Origin of the sequence: Streptomyces sp. NPDC093795, assembly GCF_044764665.1 — a bacterium.
GTDB lineage: Bacteria > Actinomycetota > Actinomycetes > Streptomycetales > Streptomycetaceae > Streptomyces.
The window spans coordinates 241,950-264,539 of the sequence record NZ_JBIWIO010000007.1 but is presented as its reverse complement, the minus strand read 5'-3'; the positions used below and the strand labels follow the sequence as shown (position 1 = coordinate 264,539).

Here is a 22,590-nt window from a genome sequence, read left to right as displayed (position 1 = left end):
GTCCCGATCACGCAGTTCATCAGTATGAGGAGCAGTCCAGTGAGCATCGAGAAGCCCGAGGTCGACTTCCCGGGTGGCGAGCCGCCGAAGGACCTGAAGATCAGGGACATCTGGGAGGGCGACGGCGCCGAGGCCAAGGCCGGCGCCAACGTCCGCGTCCACTACGTGGGCGTCGCCTTCTCCACCGGCGAGGAGTTCGACTCCTCCTGGAGCCGCGGCGAGCCGCTCCAGTTCCGGCTCGGCGTCGGCCAGGTCATCTCCGGCTGGGACCAGGGCGTCCAGGGCATGAAGGTCGGCGGCCGTCGCGAGCTGATCATCCCCGCCCACCTCGCCTACGGCGACCGTGGCGCCGGCGCCAAGATCGCCCCGGGCGAGACGCTGATCTTCGTCTGCGACCTGGTCGCCGTCTGATCGGTCGTGTCCGACCGGTGACGGTCCTCCGAGGGCCCCTGCCATCCGTGGCGGGGGCCCTCGGCCTCGTACGCGACAGTCCGCGGCCTCGTACGCGACAGTCCGCGGCCCCTGCGACCGCCCGCGGCGAGCCCTCGGCTTTGGCCCCGACACCCCGGGGCGGTACGGTCGGACGTCCGACAAGTGGATCCGGTAAAAGAGGTGCGGGGCGTCGATGGCGATTGCCAAGTCCGAGCGGCTGATGAATCTCGCGCTGTGCCTCCTCGGGACACGCCGCCCGCTGAGCAAGCGTGAACTCCGCGGCTCCATCGAGGCCTACCTCGAAGCCGGCGCCGACGACGCCTTCAACCGTATGTTCGAGCGCGACAAGGACGATCTGCGCGAGCTCGGCCTCGTCATCGAGACCGTCGAGAACCTGGAGGGCGAGACCGGCTACCTCGCCCGCCGCGACTCCAACCGGCTGCCGCCCATCACCCTCGACGCCGAGGAGGCCGCCGCGCTCGGCCTCGCCGCGAAGGTCTGGCAGCAGGCCCGCCTCGCCGGCGCGGCCAGCGGAGCCCTCCAGAAACTCCGCGCCGCGGGCATGCCGGAGGCGGAGGACTCGTACGACATCCAGCCCAGCGCCCTCGAACCCCGCATCCCCGTCCACGAGGCAGCCTTCGAACCGCTGATGCTGGCCTGCCGCGACCGCCGCCTCGTCGTCTTCGACTACCGCAAGGCCAACGCCGCCCGCCCCGAGACCCGCCAGGTCGAACCCTGGACCCTCGAATGCTGGCGCGGCCACTGGTACCTGGCCGGCTGGGACCGCGACCGGGGCGCCGAGCGCGTCTTCCGCCTCTCCCGGATCACCGGCAAGGTCCGCTCCCGGGCCGGCGCCTACACCGCGCCCGTACCCGATGTCGTCACCGTCCGGGAGACCGTCGAGAGCTGGGCGGGCGAGACCGCCACCCGCTCGGCCCGGATCCGGCTGCGCACCGGCTGCGGCTACCCGCTGCGGGCCCGCGCCCAGTCCGTACGCGAGGGCGCCGACGGCTGGGACGAACTCGAGATCCCGTACGGGCACGGGCTCGACGCCTGGCTCGTCGAGTTCGGCCCCGATGTCGTCGTACTGGAACCGGCCGATCTGCGCGCCGATGTGGTCGACCGGCTCCGTGCCGTGGCCAAGGGCTGAGGGGAAGACGAACCGCATGGCTGCCAACGCGATCGACCAGACGAGGCGGATGCTCTCGCTCGTCACCTACCTCCGGGAGCGCCCCGGCGCCCACGTCGCCGACGTCGCGCGCGCCTTCGGGATCACCGAGGACGAGCTGATCTCCGACCTGGACGTGCTGCCCATGTGCGGCACCAGCTTCCGCGGCGGCGACCTCCTCGACATCGACACCGACGGCGACCGGATCTGGTGGCACAACCCGGACGACGTCGCGGCCCCGCTGCGGCTCGCCGCCGACGAGGCGACGGCCCTCCTGGTCGCCGCCCGTGCCGTCGCCACCCTGCCCGGGCTCCGCGAGAGCGACCGGGAGGCGCTCCTCCGCGCCACCGCCAAGCTGGAGGCCGCGGCCGGCGAGGCCGCCGGGGCCAGCTCCCGGCTCTCGGTGACCTTCGAGTCCGAGGGCGGGGTCTTCGCCGAGGTCGACCGGGCGATCTCGGAGCGCCGACGCCTCTGGGTGCGCTACTACTCGCCGGCGCGCGACGAGCTCACCGAACGCGAGGTCGACCCGATCCGGCTGTTCGCCGTCGGCCACACGTACATGGAGGCGTGGTGCCGGCTCACCGAGGCGCGCCGCACCTTCCGGCTCGACCGGGTCGCCGAGATCCGCATCCTCGACGAGCACGCGGCGCCGCCGGAGCTGGAGCTGCGCGACCTCTCCGAGGGACTCGTCCAGCCGTCCGCCGACGACCCCGAGGTGGTTGTCGAGGTCGGTCCCGGCGGGCGATGGGTCGCCGAGTACTACCCGCACGACCGGGCCGACGAGCTGCCCGACGGCGGGCTCCGGGTCACCCTCCGAACGCCGGACCCGGCCTCGCTGCGCCGGCTCGCGCTGCGGCTCGGCAGCGACGGGCGGATCGTCGCCCCGCAGGAGCTCGCCGACAACGCGAGGACGGCGGCCGCCGCCGCACTCGCCGCGTACGAAGGCGAGTGACGTTTCCCGCCCGGGGGACGCTGTAACGGACGTGGCCGCTGGTGCGGATGCGGCTGAGGACGCACGCGGTGCGAACGCGGCTACGGGCGCACGCGGCAAGTGAGTGCGTGGGTGCGCCTGCGCACGCGGTCAGTGAGCGCGGGAGACGAGAGATGAGGGAAATGTCCGTGACGCACGGTCTCAAGGCGACGATGGCCCCGGTCCTCTTCAAGGCCGCCTGCCCCGACTGCCGCTCCCGCTTCGAACTCTCCGCGAGCGCCCTGCGCCTGGCCATCGGCGCCAGCCGCCGCACCACCTTCTACTCCTTCACCTGCCCCGAGTGCGGCAGCTCCGTCCGCAAGCCCGCGGGTGAGCGCATCGTCGAACTCCTCACCGGCGGCGGCGTCCGGACCCTGCGCCTCCACACCACGGTCTGAGCGCCCTCCGCCCCCGCCGACCGCGCACCTTCGAACGCCGCCCGCCCAAGGTCTAGGCTCAGCACATGTTCTGGCCCATGCTCGCCATCGCCCTCGGCTTCCTCGGCCTCGCCGTCCTCGGCGTCCTCGCCATCAAGGTGTTCCTCGAGGTCCAGCGCCTCGGCCGTCAAGTGGCCCACACCACACAGCGGATCAACCAGGCCGCCGAAGAGCTCGAAACCGCCGCCGTCGGCCTGGCCAGAACCGGCGAGACCCTGCGCTGAGTCCGTGCCGTACGCTGCATGAAGCGGCCCTCGGCCGGGCACGCGGGACGCAATCGGGAGTATGCACGGGCATTGCCCTGTGTTTACTCCTGCGGGTTACGATCGCAGGCAGCGCGGTGGCCGGACACCTGTCCGACCCGCCGGGCACGCACTCCATGTCGCCTCGGTGAAGAAGGTACACAGCTATGGGTAGGCTCGGCCCCACCGAGATCATTCTGATCCTCGTCGTCATCATCCTGCTGTTCGGTGCCAAGAAGCTCCCGGACATGGCTCGCTCGCTCGGCAAGTCCGCCCGCATCCTCAAGAGCGAGGCCAAGGCGATGAAGTCGGACGACCAGCAGAGCGCCCCCGCCGACCCGCCGCACGCCGGCACAGCGACCACCGCCCAGGACCAGCCCGCCCCGCGTACCATCCAGGCCGCTCCCGGAGACGTGTCCAGCTCGCGTCCCGTGACCGAGCCCTCGGACACCACCAAGCGCTGACCCGGTCCGCCGCGGCCGCCGCACCGGGCGGCGGCCTGCCGCACGAGATGAGGACGTGGGTTGCCCAAGTCTGCCCGCAAGCAGGAGAAGGATCCCGAGGGCCGGATGCCCCTCGTGGAGCACCTGCGTGAACTCCGCAACCGACTGGCGAAGGGTCTCCTCGCCGTCGCAGCGGTGACGATCGTGGCCCTCGTGTACAGCGAGGAGCTCATGCAGTTCCTGACGCAATCGGTGCCCACCTGCGCACAAGGCGTCACCAGCGATGGCGGCAACTGCGCGATCGTCTCCTTCAACACGCTCATGGCCCCGTTCAGCACGACGATCCAGCTGTCGCTGACCGCGGGCCTCGTCGTCGCGAGCCCCGTCTGGCTCTACCAGCTCTGGGCCTTCGTCGCGCCCGGACTGCACAAGAGCGAGAAGAAGTACACGTACGCCTTCGTCGGCGCGGCCGTGCCGCTCTTCTCCGCAGGCGCCTACCTCGCCTACCTCATCCTCCCCATCAGCGTGAAGGTCCTCATCAGCCTCACGCCCAGCGGCTCCGCGAACATCCTCTCGCTCGGTGACGTCCTCGACTTCACCCTGCGCATGGTGCTCGTCTTCGGCCTCGCCTTCGAGCTGCCGCTCGTCCTCGTGATGCTCAACCTCACCGGTGTCCTCACCGGCCGCCGCATGGCCGGCTGGTGGCGCGGCGTGATCATGGGCGTCTTCGTGTTCGGCGCCGTCATCACCCCGACCACCGACCCCGTCGGCATGATCGCCCTCGCCGGACCCATCACCGTCCTCTACTTCGGCGCCGTCGGCTTCTCCCTCCTCAACGACCGGCGACGCAGGCGCAACAACCCCGACGCCGAACTCGACGACGACGAGGCGTCCGCGCTCGACCTCAGGCCCGCGCCCGTCGCCGCCGTCGAACCGGTCGCCGCCTCCCGCGCCCTGCCCGAGCAGGCCACCGGAGAGCACGGCGGAACCAGCGCGCACCGGGTCAACGGTTACGACGACATCACCTGATCTTGTAAGGTCCCCCCAGACTCCGTCCGGGGGGACCGCCCATGACCAGCGACATCACCCTCTTCGTCAACCCCACCGCGGGCCGCGGCCGCGGCGCCCACGCGGCCCAGCCCGCAGCCCGCGCCCTCAGGGACGCGGGCTTCGCCGTCCGTACCGTCCTCGGACACGACGCCGCCGACGCCCTGCGACGCGCCCGCGAGGCCGTCGCCGAGGGCACCGGCGCCCTCGTCGCCGTCGGCGGCGACGGCATGATCTCCCTCGCGCTCCAGGCCGTCGCGGGCACCCGCACCCCCCTCGGGGTCATCGCCGCGGGCACCGGCAACGACTTCGCCCGCACCCTCGGCCTGCCCGTCCGCGACCCGGCCGCCGCGGCACGGGTCACTGCCGAGGTCCTCAAGACGTCCGGCGGCCGGAGCATCGACCTGGGACGGATCCGCGGCGGAACGGCCGACGCGGGGGACCGCACCCACGCGGAAGGCCCCACCCGCGCAGGAGCCCTCGCCCCTGCCACCACCCGCACTCGCTCCCGCTGGTACGGCACCGTCCTCGCCTCCGGCTTCGACTCCCGCGTCAACGACCGGGGCAACCGCATGCGCATCCCCGCCGGACGCTTCAAGTACGACCTCGCGATCCTCGCCGAGCTCGCCGGCTTCCGGCCCGTCCCCTACCGCCTCACCCTCGACGACGGGCACGTCGTCGAGACCGACGCCACCCTCGTCGCCGTCGGCAACGGCAGCTCCTACGGCGGCGGCATGCGCATCTGCGCCGACGCCCGCACCGACGACGGACTCCTCGACGTCACCGTCGTCGGCGACTGCGACCGCCGCACCCTGATCAAGGTCTTCCCCCGCGTCTACAAGGGCACACACCTCGACCACCCCAAGGTCACCACCTACCGCGTCCGCTCCCTCACCCTGGACGCCCCCGACACCACCGGCTACGCCGACGGCGAGCCCCTCGGCCCCCTGCCCCTCACCGTCGAATGCGTCCCCGGCGCACTGCGCGTCCTGGCCCCCCACCAGGGCCCCGCCACATCCCTCCGATAAAGATCGCGTCACTGTCACAGGGGCCGGGTAGGCTCGAAGACAAGATGACAGAAGACCTCACACCCGCCCAGGCATACGCGGCCGCCCTCGCCCGCAACGCCGAGCAGGCCACCGCACTGGCCCCCTTCCGCGAGATGTACGAGTTCGGTCTGGACCCCTTCCAGATCGAGGCCTGCAAGGCCCTCGAAGCGGGGAAGGGCGTGCTCGTCGCCGCGCCCACGGGCTCCGGCAAGACCATCGTCGGCGAGTTCGCCGTCCATCTCGCCCTCGCCCAGGGCCGCAAGTGCTTCTACACGACGCCCATCAAGGCGCTGTCGAACCAGAAGTACGCCGACCTCGTCAGACGGTACGGCGCCGACAAGGTCGGCCTCCTCACCGGCGACAACAGCGTCAACGGCGGCGCGCCGATCGTGGTCATGACCACCGAGGTCCTCCGGAACATGCTGTACGCGGGATCCCAGGCCCTCTCCGGCCTCGGATACGTGGTCATGGACGAGGTCCACTACCTCTCCGACCGCTTCCGTGGCGCCGTCTGGGAGGAAGTGATCATCCACCTCCCCGAATCCGTCACCCTCGTCTCCCTCTCCGCGACCGTGTCGAACGCCGAGGAGTTCGGCGACTGGCTCGACACCGTCCGCGGCGACACCGAGGTCATCGTCTCCGAGAGCCGCCCCGTCCCCCTCTGGCAGCACGTCCTCGCCGGACGCCGGATGTACGACCTCTTCGAGGAGGAGACCGACCACGGCGGCCGCGGCGCCTCCCGACGCGAGGTCAACCCCGACCTCCTCCGCCTCGCCCGCACCGAGAACACGCGCACGTACAACCCGCGCGACCGGCGACGCGGCAAGATGGTCCGCGAGGCCGACCGCGAGCGCGAACGCCGCCAGCGCTCCCGTATCTGGACCCCCGGCCGCCCCGAGGTCATCGAGCGCCTCGACGCCGAAGGGCTCCTGCCCGCCATCACGTTCATCTTCAGCCGCGCCGCCTGCGAGGCCGCCGTCCAGCAGTGCCTCTACGCCGGACTCCGCCTCAACGACGACGACGGCCGCCGCCGCGTCCGCGAGATCGTCGAGGAACGCACCGCCGCCATCCCCAGCGAGGACCTTCACGTCCTCGGCTACTACGAATGGCTCGAAGCCCTGGAGCGGGGCATCGCCGCCCACCACGCCGGCATGCTCCCGACCTTCAAGGAGGTCGTCGAGGAGCTCTTCGTCCGCGGCCTCGTGAAGGCCGTCTTCGCCACCGAGACCCTCGCCCTCGGCATCAACATGCCCGCGCGGACCGTCATCCTCGAAAAGCTCGTCAAGTGGAACGGCGAACAGCACGCCGACATCACCCCCGGTGAGTACACCCAGCTCACCGGCCGCGCCGGACGCCGAGGCATCGACGTCGAAGGCCACGCCGTCGTCCTCTGGCAGCGCGGCCTCGACCCCGAGCACCTCGCCGGACTCGCCGGCACACGCACCTACCCCCTGCGCTCCAGCTTCAGACCCTCGTACAACATGGCGGTCAACCTCGTCGACCAGTTCGGCCGGCACCGCTCCCGCGAACTCCTCGAAACCTCCTTCGCCCAGTTCCAGGCCGACCGCTCCGTCGTCGGCATCTCCCGACAGGTGCAGCGGAACGAGGAAGGACTCGACGGCTACCGCCAGGGCATGACCTGCCACCTCGGTGACTTCGAGGAGTACGCGCGGCTCCGCCGCGATCTCAAGGACCGCGAGACCGAGCTGGCCAAGCAGGGCGCCGCCCAGCGCCGCGCCCAGGCCGCAGGATCCCTGGAGAAGCTCAAGCCCGGCGACGTCATCCACGTCCCGACGGGCAAGTTCGCCGGACTCGCCCTCGTCCTCGACCCCGGCATCCCGGCGGGCCGCACCAACGGCCACCGCGGCTTCGAGCACCACGACGGACCACGCCCCCTCGTCCTCACCGCGGAACGGCAGGTCAAAAGGCTCGCCTCCATCGACTTCCCCGTACCGGTCGAGGCACTGGAGCGCATGAGGATCCCCAAGTCCTTCAACCCGCGCTCCCCGCAGTCCCGCCGCGACCTCGCCTCCGCGCTGCGCAGCAAGGCCGGACACATCAACCCGGAGCGCCACCACAAACAGCGCTCCGCCGCCGCCGACGACCGCGAACTCGCCCGGCTGCGCACAGAGATCCGCGCCCATCCCTGCCACGGCTGCGACGAGCGCGAGGACCACGCCCGCTGGGCCGAGCGCTACCACCGTCTCCAGCGCGACACCCAGCAGCTGGAACGGCGCATCGAAGGCCGCACCAACACCATCGCCCGCACCTTCGACCGGATCGTCGCGCTCCTCACCGAACTCGACTACCTCCGGGCCAACGAGGTCACCGACAACGGCAAGCGGCTCGCCCGGCTCTACGGCGAACTCGACCTGCTCGCCAGCGAATGCCTCCGCGACCGCGTCTGGGAGGGCCTCACCCCGGCCGAACTCGCCGCATGTGCCTCCGCGTTGGTGTTCGAGGCGCGCCAGTCCGACGACGCCGTCGCACCCAAGCTGCCCGCCGGCAACGCCAAGGCCGCGCTCGGCGAGATGGTCAGGATCTGGGGCCGCCTCGACGCCCTCGAAGAGGAGTTCAAGATCAACCAGGCGGAGGGGGTCGGCCAGCGCGAACCCGACCTCGGATTCGCCTGGGCCGCCTACCAGTGGGCCTCCGACAAGAGCCTCGACGAGGTGCTGCGCGAGGCCGAGATGCCCGCCGGAGACTTCGTCCGCTGGTGCAAGCAGGTCATCGACGTCCTCGGCCAGATCGCGGCGGCGGCGCCCAAGGAGAACAGCACCGTCTCCAAGAACGCCCGCAAGGCCGTGGACGCGCTGCTGCGCGGCGTCGTCGCCTACAGCTCGGTGGGCTGACGGCGCGGCCCCCAGCCCTCCCTTCCCTTCGGGGCGAGTGCCCGTGGCGACTGCGCCACGGGCACTCGGCGTTCCCGGGGTGGAGTTGTCCACAGGTCGTTGTCCACAGGGGTGGCGCGGTCAGGAGCCTTCCGCTTGCATGGGACTCACAGGCAGGGCAGGCCAGTTGGGGAGGGACACACATGACCACGCAAGCCGGTCATCCGCACGCCGGGACACGCGGCGACACGCCACCGCCGTCACCGGACATCGCGGAAGGCCCCCGGGGAGTACCCCTCCTCGGGAACCTGCCCGCGTTCGGCAAGGACCCCCTCGGCTTCTTCGAACAGCTCAGGGACCGCGGCGACTTCGTCCGCTGGCGCTTCGGACGCAAGCCCTGCCTCTTCATCGCCCACCCCGACACCGTCGGCGAACTCCTCACCGAAGTCGAGCGAAGCTTCGACCAGCCCGACCTCGGCATCGCCTTCCGCACCCTCCTCGGCAACGGCGTCATCGTCTCCAAGGGAGCCGACTGGCGACGCAAGCGCTCCCTGGTGCAGCCCTCGGTGCGCCCCAAGCAGGTCCGCTCCTACGCGGCGACCATGACCGAATGCGCCGTCGCCCTCGCCGACCGGTGGACCGACGGACAGCAGGTCGACATCAAGAAGGACATGGCCGCCCTCACCCAACTCGTCGCCGTCCGCACCATCTTCGGCGTCGACACCGCCGCCGACGCCGAAGCCATCGGCCAGGCCATGGACATCGCCCAGAAGGAGATCGGCGCCGAGTTCAGCGGCATCGGAGCCGTGCTGCCCGACTGGGTCCCCACGCCCGGACGCGCCCGCATCAAGCGCGCCACCGCCGTCATCGACGCGGAAGTCTCCCGTGTCGTCTCCCGCCACCGGGACGGCGAGGCCGAGCGCCCCGACCTCCTCAGCCGGCTCCTCGCCGCCAGGGACGAGACCGGCGCACCCCTCTCCGACCAGGAGATCCGCGACGAGACCGTCACCCTCTACATCGGCGGCCACGAGACCACCAGCTCCACCCTCGTCTGGGCCTGGTACCTGCTCTCCCGGAACGCCCGGGTCCGCGACGCCCTCGGCGAGGAACTCGACCGGGTCCTCCCCGACCACGAACCCGGCTACGACGACTACGCGTCCCTCACCTACACCCAGGCCGTCATCAAGGAAACCCTGCGCCTCTACCCGACGATCTGGCTCATCACCGGCCTGGCCAAGGAAGGTGCGACCCTGGGCGGCAGGGCCGTCCCCGCCGGCACCCGCGTCTGGTCCAGCCAGTGGGCCACCCATCGCGACCCCCGCTGGTACGGCGACGCGGAAGCCTTCCGCCCCGAGCGCTGGCTCACCACCGAGGACGGCGAACCCGCCGAGGAGATACCCGAATACGCCTGGTTCCCCTTCGGCGGCGGCCCGCGCGTCTGCCTCGGCACCCGCTTCGCCCTCGTCGAAGCCGTCCTCGTCCTCGCGGTCCTCGCCCGCCGCTACCACCTGGACCTCACCACCGACGGCATCCACCCGGTCCCGAGCCTCACCCTCCAACCGGACCGCGACGTCCTGGCGACGGTCCACGCGCGGGACCGAGGTTCCGACGACGCCCAGACCACCTTGTAAAGCAGCTATCCGGCAATCTCGTGGTGCCGAACGCATTCCAGGCACTCGCTGCTCCCTTCTACCGCCGTCTACACGCCTGGTGTCGGTTTCCGTATCGGCCCGTTCACTCGTCGGGCCCACCCCGCCCGGACCGCCAGGAACAGGGGCAGGCCGATGGGGGAGAGGAGGATCGTCAGGAGGAGGAGGGGAGCCATCAGGAGGGGTGGGACGGAGAGGCGCCGACCCTCTCGGTACATCCACTGGCCGAGCAGCAGGTCCCAGGCGATGATCTGCGCCCAGACCGCCCCGGCCCCGTTCGCGAGCGCCGCCAGCTCTCGGAAGGTGTCGAGGTCGGGGCTGCTGACCGCCGCCCACAGTTCGGGCAGGACGGGCGCCGCCAGGACCGCCCAGACGGCCAGGATCGGCAGGACGGTCAGGGGCGAGGCCGCGAGGCGTTCGGTGAGGCGCCAGGCCGGGGCGCAGATCATCAGCAGCCAGACGGGCGCCGCCAGAAAGAACGTCAGCTCGAAGAGGAAGCCCGTCATGACGCGACCTCTTCGGGGCGGGTGGGGGAGGAGGGGGAGGGAGGGGAGGGGGAGGGGGAGGGCCCCCTGAGGGACAGGGCGGTGGCGGCGGCGCCGAGCAGCGCGATCGCTCCCGCCGCGGCGAGCGTCACGCCGTCCGGTGAGAACAGGGCCTGGCCGCGCAGCGCCTGCCAGGTGAGGAGGACGAAGGTCGCCGCGTACACCCCCGCGGCGGTCAGCGTGAGCCGGAGGCGGACCCGCTCGTCGGCGAGTCGGGCGAAGCGCGGCGCGAGAGCGGCCAGGACGATCAGGAGCAGCGGGAGCAGCTGGAGCGCGTGCATGCCGAAGAAGTGAGGGATGCGCAGGTCGCCGCCGGTGGTCGACCAGCCGGTCAGCGGCATCGAGGGGCCGCCGTCCGGGACTCCGACGCTGTGGGCGCCACTGATCGGGGAGTCGTCGACCGCCAGCTGTTCCGGGGTCGGAGACGTCATCAGGAAGCCCACGGCGGCGCCCGCGAGGGCGATGAGTGAGGAGAGGCGGACGGCCCAGGCGGTGGCGCGGTCGAGGATCCGGGCGCGCAGCAGGAGTACCGCGATGACCAGGGCGCTCAGCCACAGGACGGCGATGCTGGCTCCCATGATCTGGAAGACGGCGTTGTCGAAGGGAGTCGCGTGGTTGAAGTGGCTCTGAGTGCCGCGGACCACCTGGAGGGTGATGAGCACCATCTCGGCCGTCAAGGTGCCGGCGGCGACGGTTCCGGCCCACCAGCCCACGCGGTGGGCGCGGGAGGTCGGGGCGAGCAGGGAGAGCATCCAGGCGAGCGAGAGCGTGTAGGCGAACAACGAGACCGAGAACTTGAACGGCTTGGTCCAGATCGGCACGCCCACCAGGATCCGGTCGTCGATGAGCAGGCCGACGGCGGAGACGAGCGCGAGGACGACCATCGAGCCGGCGAACCAGACCAGCGGGCGGTGCAGCCGGGTCAGTGCGCGCAGCGGGCCGAGCGGGCCGAGCGGGGTCGGGTCGGGTGAGGTCGTGCTTGATGAGGTCGTGCCGAGTGAGGACATACGGATCCCCCCGTAGGAAAGTATAGATAGTGGCACTCGCCGCTATCTGATAGCGCCACTATCTATGATGGGAGTGTCGGTCGGCAAGGCCGGAGCAAGGCCAGGAAGGTGAACACGCGGTGCGCATCGGAGAGTTGAGTCGCAGGACAGGGGTGTCCGTGCCGACGATCAAGTTCTATGTACGGGAAGGGCTACTGCCGGCCGGAGAACTGACGAGCCCGAACCAGGCCTCGTACGGGGAGACGCACGTCCAGCGCCTCCGCCTGATCCGGGCGCTTCTCGATGTGGGCGGTCTGTCGGTCGCGGGCATCCGCGAGGTGATCGTCGCGATCGACGACCCGGAGCGGCCGGTGCACAAGGTGCTGGGCGCTGCCGCGGACCGGATGGTGCCGCGCTACGAGCACGAGCCCGGCGCCGGGATCGAGGAGGCGCGCGAGCGGGTCGCGGCGCTGATCGCCAAGCGGGGCTGGCGCGTCTACCCGGACAGCCAGGCGTCGGAGGGCCTCGCGGTGGCCCTGGTGGCCCTCGAAGAGGTCGGCCACGGCGCGTTCACCGAGGTCCTGGACACGTACGCGGACGCGGCGGAGCGGGTGGCGGTGGCGGACCTGGAGTACGTGGCGCACCACGTGGCGCGTGAGGAACTCGTGGAGAGCGTCGTCATCGGCACGGTCCTCGGCGACGCGATCTTCTCGGCGTTGAGGCGCTTGGCCCAGATCGACGCCTCGGCCCGTTTCTTCGGCAGCGCGACGTAACCGGCGGACAGGCGGGAGCGGAGGGGGAACGAGCGGGCGGGGAGCGAGCGGGGGGGGGGGGGGGGGGGCGCGCCCCCCCCCCCCCCCCCCCCCCCCCCCCGCTCGCCCTGCGGTTCAGCTCTCCTGCTCGCGCTCCACCTGGTCGTTCCACTCGCGCTTGATCGCGCGCCACGCCTCGTCCGACTTGCCCAGACGCCAGTAACCCGAGATCGACAGGCGCTCGCGCGCTACCCCGCGGTCGAGCCGCAGGTGCCGGCGGAGTTCCTTCACGAAGCCGGCCTCGCCGTGGACGAACGCGTGCACGTCGCCCGCCGGGAAGTCCAGGGCCTGCACGGCCTCCACGAGGGCCTGGCCCGTCGGCCGGCCGCCGCGGTGCAGCCATGTCACGTCGATACCCGACGCCGTCGCGAACTTCTGCTCCTCGGCCGCGTCCGCTATCTCCACGAAGGCGTGCACCCGCGCCCCGGCGGGCAGGGCCTCCAGGGCCACCGCGATCGCCGGCAGTGCGCTCTCGTCGCCCACGAGCAGGTGCCAGTCGGCCGCCGGGTCCGGCGCGTAGCCGCCGCCGGGGCCCAGGAAGCGCACCGTCTCGCCCGCCGTGGCCCGCGCCGCCCACGGACCCGCGAGGCCCTCGTCGCCGTGGACCACGAAATCGACGGTCAGCTCGCGGTGGACCGGGTCCCACGCCCGTACCGTGTACGTCCGCGTCGTCGGCCACTGGTCGCGGGGGAACTCCGCCCGGATCCGCTCCATGTCGAACGGCTCCGGGTAGGCGACCCCCTCCGGGGCGAACAGCAGCTTCACGTAGTGGTCGGTGTACGCGCCGACCTCGAAGGCGTCGAGGCCGGGACCTCCCAGGACTACCCGCACCATGTGCGGGGTGATCCGCTCGGTGCGCACCACACGCGCTTCGGTGGCCTTCGGTGCCTTGCGGGCCGGCTGCTCTGCCACGAGGGGCTCTCCTGACTCGACGTTCCTTGACGTGCCTCGACGTACCTCGGCGTACTGACGTACCTCGGCGTACTGACGTACCTCGGCGTACTTAGGTATGCCTAAGCTAGCATCCCGGGGCGCGGTCGACCCAGTGCCGAGCCTTTCCCGTCAGCGCCCCAGGACCGGCAGCAGCCGCCCGACCGCCCCGCCGAGACCCCAGCGCTTCACCAGCGCGTCGAGCGCCGCCGGGTCACGGGGGGCCGTCGGCAGGGCCGGGTCGAACTCCGGCAGCGGTACGTCCCCGGCGACCCGCACCACCGTCGGCGCCACGTCCAGATACGCGGCCGCCTCCACGATCCCGCGGCGCTTGGCCGGCGTCAGCTTCGACGTCCGGTCCACGGCCGCCGCCCGCACCCCCGCCAGATCCCCGTACTCCGTGATCAACTGCGCCGCCGTCTTCTCGCCGATGCCCTTCACCCCGGGGAGCCCGTCACTGGCGTCCCCGCGCAGCGCCGCGAAGTCCGCGTACTGATCCGGGCGCACCCCGTACTTCGTACCGATCAGGTCCGCGTCCACCAGGTCGCAGTCCCCGACACCTTTGCGCGGGTACAGCACCCGCACGCCCCGCGCGTCGTCCACCAGCTGGAACAGGTCCCGGTCACCCGTGACGATGTCCACGGGGCCCCCGGCGCGCGCCGTCAGCGTCCCGATCACGTCGTCCGCCTCGTACCCCGCCGCCCCGACCCGGGCGATGCCCAGAGCCGCGAGGACCTCCTCGATCACCGGCACCTGCGGGGACAGCGTGTCCGGGATCTCCTCCTCGTCCGGGCCGGTCTCCGTCACCACGGCCACCCGGTGCGCCTTGTACGAGGGAATCAGGTCCACCCGCCACTGCGGCCGCCAGTCGTCGTCCCAGCAGGCCACCAGATCGTCCGGACGGTGGTCCTGCACGAGCCGGGTGATGAAGTCGAGCAGCCCACGCACGGCGTTCACCGGCGAGCCGTCGGGCGCCCGGACGGAGTCCGGTACGCCGAAGTAGGCACGGAAGTAGAGGCTTGCGGTGTCGAGAAGCATCAGACGTCGAGTCACCCCCGTCATTTTAGGGCTCGGTGCGCGCTATGGGCGGGCGCGCTCGGGGAACGAAGGGACGAAGGCCCCGTGCCCCCCGCCGTGACCCCCGTCACCTTTGCGTTTGCACCCCCAGGACCCGGGCAGGCGCGAGCCCGGAGCGGAACCCGGTACGGGATTCAACAAGGAAATCCCCTGTACGAGACGGGCCCGCGGGCCGATCCCGCCCGCTCCACGGCCCGGCCGCGCGGGGGTGGCGGGCCGTTCTCGTTGCTACCCGTGAGGTATATGTGTCCAGGCTCCAGGCCGATCACCTGTTCAAGGTGTTCGGCAGACGACCCGACGAAGCCGTCCGCAGGCTCGTCGACGGCGCCGACCGCGAGGAGCTGCGCGCCGAGGGGACGACCGCAGCCGTCGTGGACGCCGGCTTCACCGTCGAACCCGGTCAGATCTTCGTCGTGATGGGACTCTCCGGGTCCGGCAAGTCCACTCTCCTGCGCATGCTCAACGGTCTGCTCGAGCCCACCGCGGGACGGGTCCTCTTCGACGGCCGTGACCTCACCGCGCTCTCCCCCCGCGAACTGCGCACCGTCCGCTCCACCAAGATCAGCATGGTCTTCCAGCACTTCGCGCTCTTCCCGCACCGGAACGTCCTGGAGAACGCCGCCTACGGCCTGGAGGTCCAGGGCATCCCGCGCGCCGAGCGGGAGACCCGGGCCACCGAGGCCCTCGAACTGTGTGGTCTGGCCGGCTGGGAGAAGTCCTGGCCCGACGAGCTCTCCGGCGGCATGCAGCAGCGGGTCGGTCTCGCCCGCGCCCTCGCCACCGACGCCGACCTGCTCCTCATGGACGAGTCCTTCAGCGCGCTCGACCCGCTGATCCGCCGCGACATGCAGGACCAGCTCCTCGTCCTCCAGCAGCGGCTGAAGAAGACGATCGTCTTCATCACCCACGACCTCAACGAGGCCATGCGCCTCGGCGACCGGATCGCCGTCATGCGCGACGGCCGGATCGTGCAGCTCGGCACCGCCGAGGACATCCTCGTCCGGCCGGCCGACGACTACGTCGCCTCCTTCATCCAGGACGTCGACCGCTCCCGGGTGCTCACCGCCGCCGCCGTCATGACCGACGGCGCCGTCCCTGCCGACTGCCCCGCCGACTGCGCCTGCCAGGCCGTCGGACCCGACACGCTCGTCGCCGACCTCTGCGCCGTCGCGGCCCGCGCCCCGCACCCCGTGACCGTCCAGGACCCGGACGGCACCGTCCTCGGAGTCGTACCGCAGGACCGGCTCCTCGCCGCCATGGGCGGCCTCACCGACGAGAAGGTGACCGCCCATGCCTAGGCTTCCCCTCGGGCAGTGGGTCGACAGCTCCGTCGACTGGCTCCAGGCCCAGTTCTCCTGGCTCTTCGACGCGGTCAGCACCGGCGTCACCGGCCTGTACGACGGCATCGACGCCGTCCTGTCCGCGCCCCAGCCGCTGCTCCTCGCCGGCATCCTCGCCGTCGTCGCCTGGTGGCTGCGCGGCCTCGCCGCCGGTGTCCTCGCCTTCGCCGGATTCGCGCTCGTCGACGCGGTCCAGCTGTGGGACGAGGCCATGGCGACGCTCTCGCTCGTCCTCGTCGCCACCCTGGTGACCCTGGTGATCGCCGTACCGCTCGGCATCTGGGCGGCCCGCTCGAAGACCGTGAGCGCCGTCCTCCGGCCGGTCCTCGACTTCATGCAGACCATGCCGGCGATGGTCTACCTCATCCCCGGCATCATCTTCTTCGGCGTCGGCGTCGTCCCCGGCATCATCGCCACCATCATCTTCGCGCTGCCCCCGGGCGTCCGGATGACCGAGCTCGGCATCCGTCAGGTCGACGGCGAACTCGTCGAGGCCGCCGAGGCGTTCGGCACCACCCCGCGCAACACGCTGCTGCGCGTGCAGCTGCCCCTGGCCCTGCCGACGATCATGGCCGGCATCAACCAGGTCATCATGCTCGGCCTGTCCATGGTCGTCATCGCCGGCATGGTCGGCGGCGGCGGGCTCGGCGGCGCCGTCTACCGGGCCATCGGCAACGTCGACATCGGTCTGGGCTTCGAGGCGGGCGTCTCCATCGTCGTCCTCGCCATGTACCTGGACCGGATGACCGGCGCCCTCGGCCGCCAGGTCTCCCCGCTGGGCCGCCGCGCCGCCGCCAAGGCCCGCGCGGCGCTGAGCGCGAAGCGGAGCGGCGCCAAGGTCTGGGCCCACCGCCCGCAGCCCGTCACCGCCCTCGTCGGTGTCGTCGTCCTCGCCCTCGTCGCCGGAGGAACGGGCTTCCTCGGCGGCTCCGGCGCCACCTCCACCGCCGCCGCGGGCGCGGACGGCGGCCAGGGCAAGAAGATCAGCATCGGCTACATCCCGTGGGACGAGGGCATCGCCTCCACGTACCTGTGGAAGGAACTCCTGGAGCGGCGCGGCTACGAGGTCGAGACCAAGCAGCTGGAGGCCGGTGCCCTCTACACGGGCCTGGCCGGCGGGCAGCTCGACTTCCAGACGGACTCCTGGCTCCCCGTCACCCACGCCCAGTACTGGGAGAAGTACAAGAACAAGCTGGAGGATCTCGGCTCCTGGTACGGCCCCACCTCCCTGGAGCTGTCCGTCCCCTCGTACGTGAAGGGCGTCGACTCCCTCGACGACCTCAAGGGCAAGGCCGGACAGTTCAAGGGCCGGATCGTCGGCATCGAGCCCAGCGCCGGAATGATGGGCATCCTCAAGGACAAGGTCCTCAAGGAGTACGGCCTGGAGGGCGAGTACGAGGTCGTCGACGGCTCCACGCCCGGCATGCTCGCCGAGCTGAAGCGCGCTTACGAGCGCAAGGAACCCGTCGTCGTCACCCTCTGGTCGCCGCACTGGGCCTACTCCGCCCACGACCTGAAGAAGCTCGCCGACCCCAAGGGCTCCTGGGGCAAGGGCGACGGTGTCCACACGCTCGCCCGTAAGGGATTCACCGGCGACAACCCCGAGGTCGGCGCCTGGCTGAAGAACTTCTCGCTGACCGAGAAGCAGCTCACGGACCTGGAGGCCGTCATCCAGGAGACCGGCAAGGGCAAGGAACAGCAGGCCGTCCGCAGCTGGCTGGACCGCAACCCGGGCCTCGCCGAGAAGCTCGCCCCGCAGTAGACCCCACCGCAGTAATCCCACCGCAGTAACCCGACAGCCCGACGCGCGACAGCCGACTGCTGTCCGAAAAGGGGTGGTCGCCGAACGTATTCGGCGGCCACCCCTTTTCGTCACGACGCGAAACCCCGGCCCAAAGCTGCGTAAGGTTCAGGTAACCGCCCGGTACGGGTACGCACGAGGCACGAGGGAGGGGGCCGACATGGACGAGAAGGAATCACCCCGCGTGGGCGCGGCCGTCAAGAGGCGACGCAGAGCGCTCCAGCTCACCCTGGCCGTCGTCTCCTCCCGCAGCGGTCTCTCCGTTCCCTTCCTCAGCCAGGTCGAGAACGACCGGGCCCGCCCCAGCCACCGCTCCCTGGAACTCGTCGCCGAGGCCCTGGAGACGACGGCCGGCGAGCTCCTCGCCGCCGCCGAGGCCTCCCGTACCGTCGACGTCGTACGGTCGGACGAACACTCCCCGGCCCTGCCCGCGGGCGTACGGGCGCTCGTCCGCGGCCGCCACCAGCTGCACGCCCTGGAGTTCAGCGGCGAGCAGGACGCCGGGCGCGAGTTCCAGCACCGGAACGACGAACTGCTGTACGTGGCCGACGGCGCCGCCGAGATCGAGGCCGAGGGCCGCGCGTACCGGCTGGGTCGCGGTGACACCCTCTATCTCTCCGGCGGAGTACGACACCGCTGGCGCGCCACCGAACCCGGCACGCGCCTGCTCGTCGTCGCCGTGGCCGACCACGTCGAGGCCGAGGTGGAATGACGGCCTCACCACCATGAGAGTCGTCTCGCTCGTGCCCTCCCTGACCGAGGCCGTCGCCGTCACCGCGCCGGGTGTCCTCGTCGGCGCCACCGAATGGTGCAGCCACCCCGACGGCCTCGACGTCGTACGGATCGGCGGCACCAAGAACCCCGACGTCCCCGCGATCACCGCGCTCCGCCCCGACCTCGTCCTCGCCAACGAGGAGGAGAACCGCGCCCCCGACCTCGCCGCCCTGCGCGCCGCCGGACTCGAGGTCCTCGTCACCGAGATCCGCACCCTCGACCAGGGCCTGCGGGAACTCCGGCGGGTCCTCGCCGCCTGCGGCGTGCCCGGGCGGCCCCGCTGGCTCGACGAGGCCGGGGCGGCCTGGGAGGCGGTGACACCGCTGGTGACCTCGCCCGGAGGAGGGCCGCTCACCGCCGTCGTGCCGATCTGGCGCCGCCCCTGGATGGTCCTCGGCAGCGACACCTTCGCCGGCGACCTGCTCGCCCGCCTCGGCGTGCGCAACCTGTACGCCGACCACCCGGAGCGCTATCCACGCCTCCCGCTCGACACCCTCCGCGCCGCCGCCCCCGACCTGGTCGTGCTGCCGGACGAGCCGTACCGCTTCACGCGGGACGACGGCCCCGAGGCCTTCCCCGGGACCGCCGCCGCCCTCGTCGACGGGCGTCTGCTCACCTGGTACGGGCCGTCCCTCGTCGAAGCGCCGAAGGCACTGGCGCGGGCCCTGCGAGCAGCGCACCGCTGACGAGACCGCGCACGGTGTGCCGCCCGGCCACCAGCCAGGCCGCGACGAGGAACCCGTACAGGCCGATCGCGAGCCAGCCGAAGACGGCGAGACCGGTGTGCCGGGCCAGCCCCTCGGCGCCCGTCACGCACGTCCCGACGGGGAAGGTGAACGCCCAGAAGGTCATCGCGAAGCCCATGCCCTGTCGGCGCGCCCGCAGCACCATCGCCCCGGCGAGCGCCAGCCACAGCAGCGCGAAGCCCACCACGGGCACCCCGTAGAGAACGGCGAGGGCGGCGAAACCGTGCGCGTACGGCGCGGGCAGGACGCCGGGCGCCACGTCGGCGAACGAGTTCGCGGCCGTCGTCGACTGGCCGAGCGGACCGAGGACGAGGAAGAGGGTGGGGGTGAGCGCGAGCGGCAGCGGCCCGCCCGTCACGAGCCGGCCGAACACCAGCGGCAGCATGACCAGGGTCGCGAGCAGGCTCACGCCGAACATCGCCCAGCAGACGATGAGGAGCGTCTCCTGCGCCTGCCCGGCGGGCAGATGGGGCACGAGCAGCGGGCCGAGGGCGGCGGAGACCATGGGGGCGACGACCGGCAGCAGCCACACCGGGGACGCGTTCTCGATCTTGTGGTGCACGACCATGAGGTACGGGATGCCGACCGCGGCCGCCAGGCCGACGACCGTCCCGGCGGTGAACAGGACGGTGTCGAGCGCCACGGCCGCCGGGAGACCGATCCAGTCCCGGCCCACGATCATCGCCCCGCCGCCGACCGCGAGCAGTGCCATCGACACGCATCCGTAGAACGGCGCCACGGCGGGGTCCAGGAGATGGGCCCGGGCCTGGTCGTGGTGGCGGAGCCAGTGCGCCGCGCGGGCGGCGACCAGGACGAGCAGCATCGCGAGCGACAGGACCCAGATCGCCGCGCAGACCGTACGGAGGCCGGGGATGTGGGCAGGGAGGCCGGCGCCGGCGTTGGCCACGATGGCCGTGCCCATCACGGGGGCGTACCAGTTGGGTCCGAGGTGACGGACGGAACGGGCCGGGGAGGCGGCCGGCCGGGCGCCGGGGGTGGTGGCGCGGATGGCCGGAAGGGGAGGTGCGAGGCTTGCCATGGCTCCACCGTCGTCCGATTCCCCGGCCCCCACCAGGGATCTTGCGGCTATGACGTCATAAGCTGGCTTTATGAGCAGCAGCGGGGAGTATCGCGGGGAGCGGCACGGGGAGCAGCACACGGGTGGGCGTCGGACCGAGGTGTACGGCTCCGACGTCAGGGCCCAGCTCCACCACCGGGTCCCGGACCTCGGCGCGCTCGAACTGCTCCTCGCCGTCGCCCGGCACGGCAGCCTCGGCGCCGCCGCCCGCGAGGTCGGCATCACCCAGCCCGCCGCCAGCAGCCGCATCCGCTCGATGGAACGACAGCTCGGCGTCGCCCTGGTCGACCGTTCGCCGCGCGGCTCGCGGCTCACCGACGCGGGCGCGCTCGTCACCGACTGGGCACGGCGCATCGTGGAGGCGGCGGAGGCCTTCGACGCGGGAGCCCAGGCCCTGCGCGGGCGGCGGGACTCCCGGCTGCGGGTGGCCGCGTCCATGACGATCGCCGAGTACCTGCTGCCGGGCTGGCTGATCGCGCTGCGCGCCGACCGCCCCGACACGGCGGTGTCGCTGCAGGCTGGAAACTCGGCGGTGGTCGCGGAACGGCTCCTGGCGAACGAGGCGGACATCGGTTTCGTGGAGGGGCTCGCCGTGCCGGACGGTCTCGACGGGGTGGTCGTCGCGCACGACCGGCTCGCGGTCGTCGCCGCCCCCTCGCACCCGTGGGCCCGCCGCCGGGGCCCGCTGGACCCGGCGGAGCTGGCGGCGACCCCGCTGGTCCTGCGGGAACGCGGCTCCGGCACCCGGCAGGTCCTGGACGCGGCGCTGTCCGACCACGGCGGCCTCGCGCAGCCGCTCCTCGAACTCGCCTCCACGACCGCGGTGAAGGCGGCCGCCGTCACCGGGGCCGGGCCGGCCGTCCTCAGCGAACTCGCGATCGCCGAGGAGCTGGCCTCCCGCCGTCTGGTCGCCATCCCCGTCCGGGGGGTTCAGCTCCGCCGCGACCTCCGCGCCGTCTGGCCCACCGGCCACCGCCCCACGGGCCCGGCCCGCGACCTGCTGTCCCTGACCCGTGGCTAGGGCGACACGCGGCTGGGGCGTGTCCGGCGGATCATGGCCGCGACCCCGGTCGGGCGCGCGGACGGGGCGGGGACCACTGCCCCGCCCCGCCCGCAGAGGGGCGTTCCCGCCTGTCGCGCCGGGGAGCACCCGCTCACCGGGTTCACCGCCGTGACGTCAGAGGTCCGTCGCGCGGAACGTCACCCGGCCGTCCACCGCCGTCAGGCGGACCGGGACGTCCGGCAGTTCCGTCGACGGAGTCGACAGGGGGTCGGCCGCCAGGACCGTCAGGTCGGCGCGGAAGCCCAGGGCGAGGCGGCCCGCCTCGTACTCCTCGCCCGCCGCGTACGCCGGCGCCGTCGTCATGCCCCGCAGCGCCTCAAGGGCCGTGAGCGCCAGCTCGGGGCCGTGCGGCGGCCGGTCGAGATCGCGGCTCGGGCGCCGGTGCCGGGCCCCGGCCATCACGCCCAGTGGCGGGAACGGCGCGATCGGCCAGTCCGAACCGAGGAGCACCGTGGCTCCGGAGTCCGCCAGGTCGCGGCAGCGCCACGCGCGCGAGGCGCGCTCCTCCCCGAGGCGGCGCGACCAGTTGTCGGTGTGGTCGGCGCGGGTGAAGTCGCAGCAGTGGGTGGGCTGCATGGACGCGAGGACGCCCAGGTCGGCGAAGCGTCGCAGGGTGTCGTCCGGCACGGTCTCGATGTGCTCGACCCGGTGCCGCACCTCGCCCCCGCCCCCCCCGTGGCCCGCGCCTTCTCCACGGCGTCGAGCACGTGCCGGACGGCCGCGTCCCCGATCGCGTGCGTGGCGGTCGGCACCCCCGCCCGGTGCAGTTCCCCGACGACGCGGGTGTACGCGGTGGGATCCGGCCAGAACGCGTGCGTGGACTCGCCGTGGCAGTCGGGGCGCTCCAGCCACGCGGTGCCGTTGTCGATGGTCCCGTCCATGAAGAGCTTCACCCCCGCGACCCGCCACAGCGACCCGCCCGTGCCCTGCTGCCCGATCAGGGCCCGTACGCCGTCCATGTCGGTGCCGGGCTGGCACCAGGGCGCCACCCGGAGCCGTAGCGGCAGCTCACCGGCCGCGTCGAGCTCCCCGTACAGCGCGAGGCTGTCGCCGTTGGCGTCCATGGCGTGACCGCCGGTGAGCCCGGCCGCCGCCATGGACCGCAGCGCCGTCGCGAGCCGCTCCCGGCTCTCCTCGCGCGTCGGACGCGGGGCGACCCGGCGCCTGAAC

21 protein-coding genes and 1 pseudogene are annotated in these 22,590 nt (G+C 72.2%); 16 read left to right on the top strand and 6 right to left on the bottom strand.

What is annotated here, in order from left to right:
• Positions 1 to 39: 39 nt before the first annotated feature.
• The 10 genes from ACIRB7_RS20855 to ACIRB7_RS20810 all read left to right on the top strand — a co-directional run bounded on the left by ACIRB7_RS20855 (position 40) and on the right by ACIRB7_RS20810 (position 10,250).
• Positions 40 to 411, top strand: a complete 372-nt coding sequence (locus ACIRB7_RS20855; protein ID WP_403600557.1) for an FKBP-type peptidyl-prolyl cis-trans isomerase — start codon at positions 40 to 42, stop codon at positions 409 to 411.
• A gap of 214 nt (positions 412 to 625) precedes the next feature.
• Positions 626 to 1,582, top strand: a complete 957-nt coding sequence (locus ACIRB7_RS20850) for a helix-turn-helix transcriptional regulator (RefSeq protein WP_403600554.1) — start codon at positions 626 to 628, stop codon at positions 1,580 to 1,582.
• Positions 1,583 to 1,598: 16 nt separating this feature from the next.
• Positions 1,599 to 2,552 carry a helix-turn-helix transcriptional regulator gene (locus ACIRB7_RS20845; protein WP_403600552.1) on the top strand — a complete coding sequence of 318 codons (954 nt, stop codon included), beginning with the start codon at positions 1,599 to 1,601 and terminating at the stop codon, positions 2,550 to 2,552.
• 152 nt (positions 2,553 to 2,704) lie between these two features.
• Positions 2,705 to 2,968, top strand: a complete 264-nt coding sequence (locus ACIRB7_RS20840; RefSeq protein ID WP_403600549.1) for a hypothetical protein — start codon at positions 2,705 to 2,707, stop codon at positions 2,966 to 2,968.
• A 65-nt stretch (positions 2,969 to 3,033) separates the two neighbouring features.
• A complete protein-coding gene (locus tag ACIRB7_RS20835; RefSeq protein ID WP_403600547.1) occupies positions 3,034 to 3,231 on the top strand; it encodes a hypothetical protein in 198 nt (65 codons plus the stop codon).
• Between the two features lie 185 nt (positions 3,232 to 3,416).
• Positions 3,417 to 3,713, top strand: a complete 297-nt coding sequence (tatA, locus tag ACIRB7_RS20830) for a Sec-independent protein translocase subunit TatA (protein WP_403600544.1) — start codon at positions 3,417 to 3,419, stop codon at positions 3,711 to 3,713.
• Positions 3,714 to 3,818: 105 nt separating this feature from the next.
• Complete coding sequence (gene tatC, locus ACIRB7_RS20825; RefSeq protein ID WP_351217801.1) at positions 3,819 to 4,721, top strand: twin-arginine translocase subunit TatC; 903 nt, start codon at positions 3,819 to 3,821, stop codon at positions 4,719 to 4,721.
• Positions 4,722 to 4,762: 41 nt separating this feature from the next.
• On the top strand, positions 4,763 to 5,767 hold the full coding sequence (locus tag ACIRB7_RS20820; RefSeq protein ID WP_403600541.1) for a diacylglycerol kinase: 1,005 nt from the start codon (positions 4,763 to 4,765) through the stop codon (positions 5,765 to 5,767).
• A gap of 44 nt (positions 5,768 to 5,811) precedes the next feature.
• Positions 5,812 to 8,640 (top strand): DEAD/DEAH box helicase, encoded by a 2,829-nt coding sequence (locus tag ACIRB7_RS20815; RefSeq protein WP_403600538.1) that lies wholly within the window; start codon positions 5,812 to 5,814, stop codon positions 8,638 to 8,640.
• Positions 8,641 to 8,822: 182 nt separating this feature from the next.
• Positions 8,823 to 10,250: a cytochrome P450 gene (locus tag ACIRB7_RS20810; RefSeq protein WP_403600535.1), complete on the top strand. Its 1,428-nt coding sequence runs from the start codon at positions 8,823 to 8,825 to the stop codon at positions 10,248 to 10,250.
• 68 nt (positions 10,251 to 10,318) lie between these two features.
• Here the strand turns inward: ACIRB7_RS20810 and ACIRB7_RS20805 are convergent, their stop codons facing one another.
• Positions 10,319 to 10,774, bottom strand: coding sequence for an ABA4-like family protein (locus ACIRB7_RS20805; protein ID WP_403600532.1), 456 nt, complete (start codon positions 10,772 to 10,774; stop codon positions 10,319 to 10,321).
• Positions 10,771 to 11,697, bottom strand: coding sequence for a hypothetical protein (locus ACIRB7_RS20800; RefSeq protein ID WP_403601038.1), 927 nt, complete (start codon positions 11,695 to 11,697; stop codon positions 10,771 to 10,773). The genes ACIRB7_RS20805 and ACIRB7_RS20800 overlap by 4 nt, the downstream gene beginning before the upstream one ends.
• Before the next feature lie 281 nt (positions 11,698 to 11,978).
• Here ACIRB7_RS20800 and ACIRB7_RS20795 point away from each other — a divergent pair, with 281 nt between their 5' ends.
• Complete coding sequence (locus ACIRB7_RS20795) at positions 11,979 to 12,572, top strand: MerR family transcriptional regulator (protein ID WP_403600529.1); 594 nt, start codon at positions 11,979 to 11,981, stop codon at positions 12,570 to 12,572.
• Positions 12,573 to 12,686: 114 nt separating this feature from the next.
• On the opposite strand, the gene ACIRB7_RS20790 is transcribed toward ACIRB7_RS20795, so the two are convergent.
• Positions 12,687 to 13,523 carry a siderophore-interacting protein gene (locus ACIRB7_RS20790; protein WP_403600527.1) on the bottom strand — a complete coding sequence of 279 codons (837 nt, stop codon included), beginning with the start codon at positions 13,521 to 13,523 and terminating at the stop codon, positions 12,687 to 12,689.
• A 150-nt stretch (positions 13,524 to 13,673) separates the two neighbouring features.
• Positions 13,674 to 14,579, bottom strand: a complete 906-nt coding sequence (locus tag ACIRB7_RS20785; RefSeq protein ID WP_403601035.1) for a 5'-3' exonuclease H3TH domain-containing protein — start codon at positions 14,577 to 14,579, stop codon at positions 13,674 to 13,676.
• Between the two features lie 284 nt (positions 14,580 to 14,863).
• Here ACIRB7_RS20785 and ACIRB7_RS20780 point away from each other — a divergent pair, with 284 nt between their 5' ends.
• From ACIRB7_RS20780 to ACIRB7_RS20765, 4 genes are all read left to right on the top strand, one after another.
• The gene (locus tag ACIRB7_RS20780) at positions 14,864 to 15,916 is read left to right on the top strand and encodes a glycine betaine/L-proline ABC transporter ATP-binding protein (protein WP_403600524.1); all 1,053 of its coding nucleotides are present in this window, start codon (positions 14,864 to 14,866) and stop codon (positions 15,914 to 15,916) included.
• Positions 15,909 to 17,720 carry an ABC transporter permease/substrate binding protein gene (locus ACIRB7_RS20775; RefSeq protein ID WP_403600521.1) on the top strand — a complete coding sequence of 604 codons (1,812 nt, stop codon included), beginning with the start codon at positions 15,909 to 15,911 and terminating at the stop codon, positions 17,718 to 17,720. The genes ACIRB7_RS20780 and ACIRB7_RS20775 overlap by 8 nt, the downstream gene beginning before the upstream one ends.
• Before the next feature lie 199 nt (positions 17,721 to 17,919).
• On the top strand, positions 17,920 to 18,471 hold the full coding sequence (locus tag ACIRB7_RS20770) for an XRE family transcriptional regulator (protein ID WP_351220738.1): 552 nt from the start codon (positions 17,920 to 17,922) through the stop codon (positions 18,469 to 18,471).
• Between the two features lie 13 nt (positions 18,472 to 18,484).
• Complete coding sequence (locus tag ACIRB7_RS20765) at positions 18,485 to 19,219, top strand: helical backbone metal receptor (protein ID WP_403600518.1); 735 nt, start codon at positions 18,485 to 18,487, stop codon at positions 19,217 to 19,219.
• On the opposite strand, the gene ACIRB7_RS20760 is transcribed toward ACIRB7_RS20765, so the two are convergent.
• Entirely contained in the window at positions 19,146 to 20,318 is a 1,173-nt protein-coding gene (locus ACIRB7_RS20760; RefSeq protein WP_403600515.1) for a TDT family transporter, read from the bottom strand. The two genes, ACIRB7_RS20765 and ACIRB7_RS20760, sit on opposite strands and share 74 nt — an antisense overlap.
• Positions 20,319 to 20,388: 70 nt before the next feature.
• Here ACIRB7_RS20760 and ACIRB7_RS20755 point away from each other — a divergent pair, with 70 nt between their 5' ends.
• Positions 20,389 to 21,378, top strand: a complete 990-nt coding sequence (locus tag ACIRB7_RS20755) for a LysR family transcriptional regulator (protein WP_403600512.1) — start codon at positions 20,389 to 20,391, stop codon at positions 21,376 to 21,378.
• A gap of 156 nt (positions 21,379 to 21,534) precedes the next feature.
• Here ACIRB7_RS20755 and ACIRB7_RS20750 read toward each other — a convergent pair.
• Positions 21,535 to 22,580, bottom strand: a pseudogene (locus ACIRB7_RS20750) (amidohydrolase); the annotation flags it as partial.
• Positions 22,581 to 22,590 lie beyond the last annotated feature (10 nt).